Here is a 10,407-nt window from a genome sequence, read left to right as displayed (position 1 = left end):
GGACCGACGCGCCAGCGGCGGGACGGCCGTGCCGGTGGGGGGAGGCCCGACCCCGTTCGGCGTCCGGCTCGCCGCCGCCATCGGGTCGCGTTCCGCCCTGTGCGTCGGGATCGACCCCCATGCCGCCACCCTGGCGGCGTGGGGGCTCGGTCGCGACGAGGCGGGGCTCACCGCGTTCGGCGCGACGCTCGTGGACGCGGCCGCCGGGCGCGCCGCGGTCGTGAAGCCGCAGGTCGCCTTCTTCGAGGCGGCCGGGGTGGCCGGCTACCGCGCGCTCGACGCGACGATCCGTCGGGCACGCGATGCGGGCCTCCTGGTCGTCGCCGACGTGAAGCGGGGCGACATCGGCTCGACCGGTGACGACTACGCGACCGCGTGGATCGACGCCGACGGCCCGTTCGCGGCCGACGCGATGACGGTGTCGCCGTACCTCGGGTACGGGTCCCTGCGCGGCACGATCGACGTGGCCCGGCGGAACGGCGCCGGCGTGTTCGTGCTCGCCGCGACGAGCAACCCCGAGGCCCGGGTGCTCCAGACGGCGGTCCTGGCGGAGGGGCCGCGTGCCGGGCGCTCCGTCGCTGCCGGTATCGTTCTGGACGTGGCAGACGACAACCCGGCCGTGGACGACCAGGCCATCGGGGACGTCGGGCTCGTGCTCGGCGCCACCCTCGACCTGACGGACTTCGGCATCGGCGCGGACGAGATCGGCACGTCGCCGGTCCTCGCACCGGGCTTCGGTGCCCAGGGCGCCCGCATCGAGGACCTCCGTGCCCTGTACGGCTCGCGTGCCGAACAGGTGCTCGTGAGCGAGTCCCGCGGGCTCCTGACCGACGGCCCGGACGGCGTGGCGGTCCTGGTGGCCGACCGTGCGGACCGGATCCGTCTGGCGCTGGCGTCCGACGGCGGGTCGGCCGCATGACGGACGACCGCACGGACCTCCCCGCGCACCGCAACCCGCCGGAGGTGGACCGGGCCGCCGCTGCCCGTGCCGCCGTCGCCGCCCGTCGCGCCCGCGCCGCCGTCAAGGCCGCCGTCGCGTCGGGGGAGCGGTCCGCGCTCGACGTCGCCCGCGCCGCGTGGGACGAGGACGCCACCGCCGAGACCGCCGCGGAACGCTCGCTCCGGGTCCGCGACCTGCTGACGAGCCTGAGCGGCATCGGCCCGGCCCGTGCCGAGACCATCATGGGGACGCTCCGCATCGCACCGTCGAAGCGGCTCGGCGGACTCGGCAGCCGGCAGCGTGCCGCACTGGCCGAGTGGCTGGCCGCCCGCGGCCGGAAGCGCGGCACGTCGAAGCTCGTCGTCCTCGCCGGACCCACCGCGGTCGGCAAGGGCACGGTCAGCGCGTACATCCGCGAGCAGTACCCGGACGTGAACCTCAGCGTGTCCGCGACGACCCGGAAGCCCCGCCCGGGCGAGGTCGACGGCGTGCACTACTACTTCGTCGACGACGCCGAGTTCGACCGGATGATCCGGGAACGCGAGCTGCTCGAGTGGGCGACCGTGCACAACTCGTACCGGTACGGCACCCCCCGGCCGCCGATCGACCGCGCGCTCGACGCCGGCGACAAGGTGATGCTCGAGATCGACCTGCAGGGTGCCCGGCAGGTGCGGGACGCCATGCCCGAGGCCGTGCTCGTCTTCCTGCTGCCGCCCACGTGGGAAGAACTGGTCCGCCGGCTCATCGGCCGCGGCACCGAGTCCTCCGAGGAACAGGCCCGTCGGCTCGAGACCGCGAAGGTCGAACTCGCCGCCCAGGACGAGTTCGACGTGCGGATCGTGAACTCCGATGTCGGCACCGCGGCGCGTGAGGTCGTAGACTTGTTCACTGCGCCCTAGCCGGGAGCGCGCGCCGTGCCCACGGGCACGACTCATCCTTCGTTGACTGGAGACACCATGGCCAACCCCCAGGGCATCATCGACCCGCCCATCGACGACCTGCTGTCCAAGGTCGAGTCGAAGTACGCGCTCGTCATCTTCGCGTCGAAGCGTGCGCGCCAGATCAACGACTACTACGCCGACCTGCACGAGGGCTCGCTCTTCGACAACGTCGGTCCGCTCGTCGACTCCACGATCGACGACAAGCCGCTGTCGGTGGCCCTCCACGAGATCAACGAGGACAAGCTCACCGTCACCAAGCAGCAGCCGCAGCCCACCGTCTGATCCCGGTGACGTCCAGCACGCTGCGCCTCTTCACGTCCGAGTCGGTGACGGAGGGGCACCCCGACAAGATCTGCGACCAGATCTCGGACAGCATCCTCGACGCCCTGCTCACGGTGGACCCGCACGCGCGCGTCGCCGTGGAGACCATGGTGACGACCGGACTCGTGCACGTCGCGGGTGAAGTCACCACGTCGGGCTACGTCGAGATCCCGAAGATCGTCCGCGACGTCATCACGGGCATCGGGTACAACTCGTCGGAGGTCTCCTTCGACGGCCACACCTGTGGCGTCGAGGTCTCGATCGGCGCGCAGTCGCCGGACATCGCCCAGGGCGTCGACGAGTCGCTCGACTCGCGCTCCGGCGCCGTCGACCCGCTCGACCGCCAGGGCGCCGGCGACCAGGGCATCATGTTCGGCTTCGCGACGAACGAGACCCCGGAGTACATGCCCGTCGCGATCTGGCTCGCGCACCGTCTGGCCGAGCGTCTCGCCGCCGTGCGCAAGTCCGGCGAGCTGACGTTCCTGCGCCCCGACGGCAAGACCCAGGTCACGGTCGGGTACGACGGCGTCGTCCCGAAGACCGTCGAGACCGTCGTCGTGTCGACGCAGCACTCGCCGAGCGTCACGCTCGACGAGCTCACCGCGGCGATCACCGAGCACGTCATCCGTCCGGTCCTCGACCTCGTCGACCTGGACTCCTCGCACGTCGACGTCATCGTGAACCCGACCGGCCGCTTCGAGATCGGCGGCCCCCAGGGCGACGCCGGCCTCACCGGTCGCAAGGTCATCGTGGACACCTACGGCGGTGCCTCCCGACACGGCGGTGGTGCGTTCAGCGGCAAGGACCCGTCGAAGGTGGACCGTTCGGCCGCCTACGCGCTCCGCTGGGTCGCGAAGAACGCCGTCGCCGCTGGTCTCGCCGACCGGCTGGAGGTCCAGGTCGCCTACGCGATCGGCCGTGCCGCCCCGGTCGGGCTGTACGTCGAGTCGTTCGGCACCGGACACGTCGACGACGCCACCATCGAAGCGGCGATCCGCAGCGTGTTCGACCTCCGTCCGGCCGCGATCATCCGCGACCTCGACCTGCTCAAGCCGCGCTACGCGCAGACCGCGACCTACGGCCACTTCGGCCGCGAGCTCCCCGGCTTCACCTGGGAGCAGCTCGACCGCGTCGACGCGCTCCGCGAAGCCGCAGGACTCGTCGCCGCCGCGGTCTGACCACCGCGTGACCACCGTCGCGCGCGTCGTCCTCGACTCGCCGCTCCCGCAGTTGGACCGTCTGTTCGACTACCGGGTGCCGGCCGAGCTCGAGGACGACTGCGTGCCGGGGGTCCGCGTGAAGGTCCCGCTCCGCACCGGCGCCCGGATGTCCGACGCGTACGTGGTCGAGGTCGTCGACGAGGGCGCGTTCCCCGGGGAACTCAGTCAGATCGAGACGCTCGTGAGCCCGGTGCCGGTGCTCGCGCCGGAGATCTGGACGCTCGCCCGCGCCGTCGCCGACCGTGCCGCGGGTGTCGCGTCCGACGTGCTGCGGCTCGCGGTGCCGACCCGGCAGGTCCGCGCCGAGAAGGCCTGGCTCGCCCGGGATCCCGAGCAGGTGCTGCCGGCGGTCGACGCCCCTGCCGTCACGGGCTATGCCGAGGGGGTCGTCGAGGAGATCGTCGCGACGAACGGCCGTGCTGCCGTCGCCGCGGTCCCGCATCCCGTGCAGCTCGACGCCGCAGGCGGAGACGCGGGCTGGGTCCCCGGCTGGGCAGCCACCCTCGCGCAGGCCGCCGCCCGGACCCTCGCCACCGAGCGTTCCGCCGTCCTCGCGGTGCCGGACTTCCGCGACGTGATGGACCTCGAGCGCGCGCTGCTCGCCCTGGTGCCGGCCGAACGGGTCGTCCGGTTCGACGCGAAGCAGACCAACGGGCAGCGGGCGAAGGCGCTCCTGCAGGCCCGGACGCACCCGGTCGTCGCGATCGGGAACCGCACCGCGATGTACGCCCCGGCCAGCGAGCTCGGCCTCATCGCGATGTGGGACGACGGCGACGCCTCGTTCATCGAGCAGCGCGCCCCGTACGTGCACACCCGCGACGTCGCGCTCGTCCGTGCGGCGCAGTCCGGCGCGTCGCTCCTGTTCCTCGCGCACGCCAGGAGCACCGACGTGCAGCGGCTCGTCGAGCTCGGCTGGCTCGACGACGTCGTGCCGTACCGCCAGGCGGTGCCGCACGTCGTCCCGACGGCGCAGCAGGTGAACGCCGACGGTCCCGCGGCCCAGGCCCGCATCCCGTCGAGCGCCTGGCGCGCCGCGCGAGAGGCGAGCCGCACCGGCCCCGTCCTCGTGCAGGTCGCGAACCCGGGCTTCGGCACCGGGCTCGTCTGCGCGGACTGCGGGGAGCGCGCGCACTGCCGGGTCTGCGGCGGACCGCTCGGTGCCCCGACGCACGGTGCCGTCCCGCAGTGCCGGTTCTGCGGCGCCCTCGCCGCGGGGTACCGCTGCCCGACGTGCGGCGGCGGCAAGCTCAAGGCCGTCGGACAGGGGGCGCAGCGCACCGCCGACGAACTCGGCCGGGCGTTCCCCGGCACGCGCATCGTGGTCGCCGACGGCTCCCGGCCGATCGACGAGATCCCCGCGAAGCCCGCCGTGGTGGTGGCCACCCGCGGCGCCGAACCGTCGACGCCCGGCGGGTACGCCTGCGTGCTGCTCCTCGACGGCGAGAAGATGCTCGGCCGCGAAGGACTCCGCGTGCAGGAGGAGGTGCTGCGCTTCTGGACCAACGCCGCCGCGAAGGGTGCCCCTGGCGCCGAGGTGTACCTCGTCGGCATCGGCGGGAAGCTCGCGACGGCGATGGCCCTCTGGCAGCTCGACGGTCCCGCGCACGACGAGCTCGTCGACCGCCGGGAACTCCTCTTCCCGCCGGCCGTCCGCGTCGCAACGCTCTCCGGCACCGAGGCGGCGGTGACCGCAGCGGTCGAGGCCCTCGGCGAGGCGCCCGTCGGTCCGGTCCTCGGTCCGGTCCCGGTGGACGACCAGATCCCGGGGACCGTCCGCGCCATCGTGCGCTTCCCCTACGCGCACGGCGCCGAGGTCGCGGCCACGATCAAGGCCGAGGTGATCCGGCGCTCGTCCACCCGTCGCGTGCTCCCCGGGGGCGCCAAGCGCCGCTCGGCCCCGGCCCTCCGGGCGCGGCTCGACGACGCCGAGCCCTTCTCCGAAGTCTGAGAGACTGGAACCCATGCGTCTCGTCGTCGCCGGCAGCCCCGCTGCGGCCGTCCCCACCCTCCGCCGGCTCGCGGCATCCGACCACAAGATCGCCGCGGTGCTCACCCGTCCGCCGACCCCGCAGGGCCGGAAGCGCGTGCTCACGCCGACCCCGGTCGCACAGGTCGCCGCGGAGCTCGGACTGCCCGTGATCGAGGCCTCCCGCGTCGACGACACCGTCACCGCGCAGCTCGCCGCGCTCGACGTCGACCTCGGCGTCATCGTCGCCTACGGCGCGCTGCTCCGCCGCGCCGCGCTCGACACGCCCCGACACGGCTGGGTCAACCTGCACTTCTCCGAGCTCCCCGCGTACCGCGGCGCGGCTCCGGTGCAGCGTGCGGTGATGGCCGGCGACACCCGCACGGCCGCCACGGTGTTCCAGCTCGTCGAGGCGCTCGACGCCGGTCCCGTGTACGCCTCCGAGCCGTTCACCATCGACCCCGAAGCCACCTCCGGTGAGGTCCTCGCCGCGATGGCCGAGACCGGTGCCGAGGTGGTCGCGCGGGTCGTCGACGACATCGCCGCCGGCACCGCGGTCGCCACCGAGCAGGTCGGCGAGCCGACGACGGCGCCGAAGACGACCCTCGACGACGGCCGCATCGACTTCGCGCAGCCCGCCGCGGCCGTGCACGCCCGCATCCGTGGCGTCACACCGGAGCCCGGCGCGTTCACGCACCTGGGGGAGACCCGGGTCAAGGTGCTGCGGGCGCAGCGTCCGGACCACCAGCCGGGAGGCCCGGGAGACCCCGTCCCGTCGCTCGCGCCCGGTGCGCTCCGCGTCCACGGCGGTCGGCTGTTCGTCGGGACCGCCGACGACGCGCTCGTGCTCACCGAGGTGCAGCCGGCCGGCAAGAAGGCGATGGACGCCGCCGCCTGGGCCCGTGGCCTCGGCACGCTCGACGGGAAGGTCCTCGCATGAGCCCGCACCAGCAGCAGCAGCCCCGGACCGTCCGCGGTCCGAGCGCCCGCCGTGTCGCGTACGACGTCATCCGGGCCGTCCAGGTCGACGACGCGTACGCGAACCTCCTGCTCCCCACCCGGATCCGCCGCGCCGCACTGTCAGCGCGTGACGCCGGGTTCGCCACCGAGCTCACCTACGGCACCATCCGGATGATCGGCCGCTACGACGCGATCGTCGAGGCCGCGTCCGGACGCCGTGTCGCCAACATCGAGGCCGACGTGCTCGACGTGATGCGGCTCGGCGTGCACCAGCTCCTCGCGATGCGCACCCCGACGCACGCCGCCGTCTCCGCGACCGTCGAGCTCGCCCGGGAGGTCGGCGCCCACCGTGCCACCGGCTTCGTGAACGCCGTGATGCGCAAGGTCGCCGCGAAGAGCCCGGAGGACTGGGACGCCGAGATCACCCGTGGCCTGTCCGGCGACGACCTGCTCGCGACGCGCTGGTCCCACCCGGCGTGGGTGGTGTCCTCGCTCCGGGACGCCCTGGCTGCCGAGCGGTCCCGCGACGAGCTCGTGGCACTGCTGGCCGCCGACGACGTCGCCCCGCGCGTGCAGCTCGCCGCGCTGCCCGGGCTCGCGACCGAGGCCGACGTGGCCGCGGTGACCGCTGCCGTGGCGGCGACCGACGACGAACCGACGGCCGACGACGTGACCGGAGCCGAGCCTCCCGTCGATGTCGGTGCAGAGGTCGTGGCGGACGCGGACGCCCTGCCTGTCTCTCCAGTCGGGATCCGCGGCGTCACCGGCGACCCCGCACGGGTGCCGGGCGTCGCCGCCGGACGGCTCCGCGTGCAGGACGAGGGCTCGCAGCTCGCGGCGCTGGCGCTCAGCCGGGCGTCCGCGGTGCGCGCGGGGGAGCGGTGGCTGGACCTGTGCGCCGGACCCGGCGGCAAGGCGGCGCTCCTCGCCGCCGAGGCCGCACAGGGCGGTGCGACCCTCGTCGCCAACGAGCTCGTCCCCGCGCGTGCCGGGCTCGTCCGGAAGGCCCTCGCGGACTTCGGCGAGACCGTCACCGTCGTCGAGGGCGATGCCCGTCGCTACGGTCTCGACGGCGCCGGCGTGACGTACGACCGGGTGCTGCTCGACGCGCCGTGCACCGGGCTCGGGGCGCTCCGGCGTCGCCCGGAGGCGCGCTGGCGGAAGGTACCGGAGGACGTCCAGGAGCTCGCGGTCCTGCAGGCCGAACTGCTCGACGCAGCCGTGCGGGTGCTGGCGCCCGGCGGGACGCTGGCGTACGTGACGTGCTCGCCGCACCTCGCGGAGACGCGCGGGCAGGTCGACGCGCTGATGGCGCGGCACGGTGACGTGCTCGAGCAGGTCGACACGGCCGCGGTCGTGCGGTCCGTGGCCGCGCGGGACCCGCAGGTCGCGGACGGCAACACGGCGCAGCTGTGGCCGCACCGGGTCGGTACGGACGCGATGTTCATCGCGCTTTTCCGGCGGGTCGCCTGACGGATTGCACCGCGTGCCGCCCGCGTGATATGTTGGCTGGACAAGACCGGTTCCGCCTGCTCCGCAGGTCCAGGGCCGGTCCTTTTTTCGGCCGGGGGAGGCGACGGGTGGAAGCGCCGAAGCCGTTTCGGTCGTACGAACAGCAACTCGATCAGTTGCTTGATCGCGGACTGATCGTCGATGATCCCGAGCAGGCGTTGGCGTGGCTCGCTCGCGTGAACTACTACCGGTTGAGCGGCTACTGGTACCCGTTCCGGCGTGCCGAGGACGGACGTCGGCTCGACGAATTCCGCCACGGAGCGGCCTTCACCGACGTGATCGCCCTGTACGAGTTCGACGAACGGCTGCGGACCGCGGTCTTCGCAGCGCTCGCTCCCGTCGAACTCTCGGTTCGGGCCCACCTGGGTCATGCGCTCGGCCGTCTGGACGCGGCTGCTCACCTCGCGCCCGAGATCCTCGGGCCCTTGGCTCGGAAGGGAGACGCGTACCCGGTGTGGCGTCGGAAGTTCGAGCTCAGCGTTTCCTCCTCCCGTGAGGAGTTCGTCGAGCATCACCGCACCCGGTACGGCGGGGTGCTCCCCGTCTGGGCGGCCGTCGAGGTGCTCGACTGGGGTGCCCTGGTGCGGTTGTTCGAGTTCGCTCCACCTGTGGTGCAGCATGCGGTCGCCACTGAGTACTCGCTCCGTGCTCCACAGCTCACGTCGTGGCTCCGCGCGCTGAACACCGTGCGGAACGCCTGTGCGCACCACGGTCGCCTGTTCAACCGTGTCTACTCGAAGCGACCGAAGCTGCCGCCTGTCGGATCCGACCGCTCCCTGGACTTCGCTGCGGCAAGCATGAACCGGACCTTCGGTCAGCTGACCCTCGTCCAGTTCCTGCGGAACGAGCAGGGCGTCGGGCCGTCGCGTCTCATGTCACGAGTCATCGAGAGTCACCCTGATGTCCGATTCGTGTCGCCCGCCGTGATCGGGACGCGCGACGGCTGGCAGGATCTCCCGCTGTGGCGATGAAGGGCTCCGAGGTCTCCGCGGTCAGCGGTCGACGCGGAAGCTGAAGGCGGGCTTCGTCACGAGCCTGGCCGCCGCACGCACGAACCGGGCACCTTTGCCCGGGGTGCCGTCCGGGGCTGGAGCACGGTGCTCCTCGGCCTCGCGGATGCGCCAGGCGAGGTCGGTGCCGCGAGCCTGGTACGCAACGCGCTCCATCGCCTCCAAGACGTGCTTCTCGGCGACGTCGATCGTCACCACGGCGGGCGCGGCCGTGCTCGACGCTGCGGTGCGCAGCACTGCCTCGACGGCGCTCACCCCTTCGTGAACCTGCGGGTAGGCAAGGCCGAGGCCGCCGGACATGACCAACCGGAGGGCCACCGACACCGGCTTCCCGTGGTCCAGTTCGTCGACCCGCACCTGCCCCCGACCTCCGCCGTGCTCCCACCGGCGGGCATCGCCGTGCGCGAGGAAGAAGGCGAAGTCCACCGCCTCGTGGACGTCCTCGAGCGCTCCGATCGTCTCGCTCAGCGGCACACCACGGTCCTCGGCGAACTCGACCCGCACGCGGATCGACTCCCCGTCCGAGCGGATCTGGTCATCGGTCACGATCTGCAGCCTACGGGCGCCGGTAGGGTGGTGCGGTGACGATCCGCATCTCGCCGAGCATCCTGTCCGCCGACTTCGCGAACCTCGAGCGGGAGCTCGACCGGATCGCGACCGCCGACATGGTGCACGTCGACGTGATGGACAACCACTTCGTGCCGAACCTGACGCTCGGCCTCCCGATCGTGCAGCGCCTGCAGGAGGTCTCCCCGGTGCCGCTCGACGTCCACCTGATGATCACCGACGCCGACACCGAGGCCCCGAAGTACGCCGAGACCGGCGCCGCGAGCGTGACGTTCCACTTCGAGGCGGCGACCGACCCGATCGCCACCGCCGCCGCGATCCGCTCGAACGGCGCCCGCGCGGCCGTCGCGGTGAAGCCCGGCACGCCGATCGCCCCCGTGCTCGCGCACCTGGACGCCTACGACATGATCCTGCTGATGACCGTCGAGCCCGGGTTCGGTGGCCAGTCCTTCATGCCCGAGGTGATGCCGAAGCTCGCCGACGCACGCGCCGCGGTCGACGCCTCCGGGCTCGACGTCTGGCTCGAGGTCGACGGCGGCATCTCGGTCGAGACCGTGCCGACGGCCGTGCGGAGCGGAGCCGACACCCTGGTCGCCGGGTCCGCGGTCTACGGCGGCGAGCCGGCGCCGCGCATCCGGGACCTCCGCGACGCGGCGCAACGTGCGCTCGCGGGACGGTAGCCTGGGAGCGTGAAGACGTTCGACGAGCTGTTCGCGGAGCTGACCGAGAAGGCCGCATCGCGCCCCGAGGGCTCCGGCACCGTCGCCGAACTGGACGCCGGCGTGCACCAGATCGGCAAGAAGATCGTGGAGGAAGCGGCCGAGGTCTGGATGGCGGCCGAGTACGAGGGTGACGTCCGCACGGCTGAGGAGATCTCCCAGCTCGTGTACCACCTGCAGGTGCTCATGGTCGCGAAGGGCCTCACCCCGGCGGACGTCTGGCGACATCTGTAGGACGCGCTCCGGCGCAC

General features: G+C 73.0%; 11 protein-coding genes. 10 read left to right on the top strand and 1 reads right to left on the bottom strand.

Going from position 1 to position 10,407, the window contains the following annotated elements; translation table 11 throughout:
• The first annotated feature begins 28 nt into the window (after nucleotides 1-28).
• Genes pyrF through EDF55_RS03730 form a run of 8 tightly spaced genes read left to right on the top strand, consistent with a single transcriptional unit; the run spans nucleotide 29 to nucleotide 8,831 of the window.
• Nucleotides 29-919, top strand: a complete 891-nt coding sequence (pyrF, locus tag EDF55_RS03765; RefSeq protein WP_185017086.1) for an orotidine-5'-phosphate decarboxylase — start codon at nucleotides 29-31, stop codon at nucleotides 917-919.
• Nucleotides 916-1,839 carry a guanylate kinase gene (gmk, locus tag EDF55_RS03760; protein WP_123653557.1) on the top strand — a complete coding sequence of 308 codons (924 nt, stop codon included), beginning with the start codon at nucleotides 916-918 and terminating at the stop codon, nucleotides 1,837-1,839. The genes pyrF and gmk overlap by 4 nt, the downstream gene beginning before the upstream one ends.
• 57 nt (nucleotides 1,840-1,896) lie before the next feature.
• Entirely contained in the window at nucleotides 1,897-2,163 is a 267-nt protein-coding gene (rpoZ, locus tag EDF55_RS03755; RefSeq protein ID WP_056124209.1) for a DNA-directed RNA polymerase subunit omega, read from the top strand.
• Between the two features lie 5 nt (nucleotides 2,164-2,168).
• Nucleotides 2,169-3,380, top strand: a complete 1,212-nt coding sequence (gene metK / locus EDF55_RS03750; protein ID WP_185017084.1) for a methionine adenosyltransferase — start codon at nucleotides 2,169-2,171, stop codon at nucleotides 3,378-3,380.
• A 7-nt stretch (nucleotides 3,381-3,387) separates the two neighbouring features.
• Nucleotides 3,388-5,370 (top strand): primosomal protein N', encoded by a 1,983-nt coding sequence (locus tag EDF55_RS03745; RefSeq protein WP_123653556.1) that lies wholly within the window; start codon nucleotides 3,388-3,390, stop codon nucleotides 5,368-5,370.
• A 13-nt stretch (nucleotides 5,371-5,383) separates the two neighbouring features.
• Nucleotides 5,384-6,328, top strand: coding sequence for a methionyl-tRNA formyltransferase (fmt, locus tag EDF55_RS03740; protein ID WP_123653555.1), 945 nt, complete (start codon nucleotides 5,384-5,386; stop codon nucleotides 6,326-6,328).
• Nucleotides 6,325-7,821: an RsmB/NOP family class I SAM-dependent RNA methyltransferase gene (locus tag EDF55_RS03735; protein ID WP_123653554.1), complete on the top strand. Its 1,497-nt coding sequence runs from the start codon at nucleotides 6,325-6,327 to the stop codon at nucleotides 7,819-7,821. Before fmt ends, EDF55_RS03735 begins: the two co-directional genes overlap by 4 nt.
• Complete coding sequence (locus tag EDF55_RS03730) at nucleotides 7,761-8,831, top strand: Abi family protein (protein WP_260235781.1); 1,071 nt, start codon at nucleotides 7,761-7,763, stop codon at nucleotides 8,829-8,831. The genes EDF55_RS03735 and EDF55_RS03730 overlap by 61 nt, the downstream gene beginning before the upstream one ends.
• A 21-nt stretch (nucleotides 8,832-8,852) precedes the next feature.
• Here the strand turns inward: EDF55_RS03730 and EDF55_RS03725 are convergent, their stop codons facing one another.
• On the bottom strand, nucleotides 8,853-9,416 hold the full coding sequence (locus EDF55_RS03725) for a hypothetical protein (protein WP_123653553.1): 564 nt from the start codon (nucleotides 9,414-9,416) through the stop codon (nucleotides 8,853-8,855).
• 35 nt (nucleotides 9,417-9,451) lie between these two features.
• Here EDF55_RS03725 and rpe point away from each other — a divergent pair, with 35 nt between their 5' ends.
• Together rpe and EDF55_RS03715 are read left to right on the top strand one after the other, a co-directional pair.
• Nucleotides 9,452-10,117: a ribulose-phosphate 3-epimerase gene (rpe, locus tag EDF55_RS03720; RefSeq protein ID WP_123653552.1), complete on the top strand. Its 666-nt coding sequence runs from the start codon at nucleotides 9,452-9,454 to the stop codon at nucleotides 10,115-10,117.
• A 9-nt stretch (nucleotides 10,118-10,126) separates the two neighbouring features.
• Nucleotides 10,127-10,390, top strand: a complete 264-nt coding sequence (locus EDF55_RS03715; RefSeq protein WP_071275117.1) for a phosphoribosyl-ATP diphosphatase — start codon at nucleotides 10,127-10,129, stop codon at nucleotides 10,388-10,390.
• Nucleotides 10,391-10,407 lie beyond the last annotated feature (17 nt).

This window comes from Curtobacterium sp. ZW137, from assembly GCF_003762905.1.
Classification (GTDB): domain Bacteria; phylum Actinomycetota; class Actinomycetes; order Actinomycetales; family Microbacteriaceae; genus Curtobacterium.
Note: the sequence above shows the minus strand (reverse complement) of the source record. Positions and strands in the feature narration are given on the sequence as shown.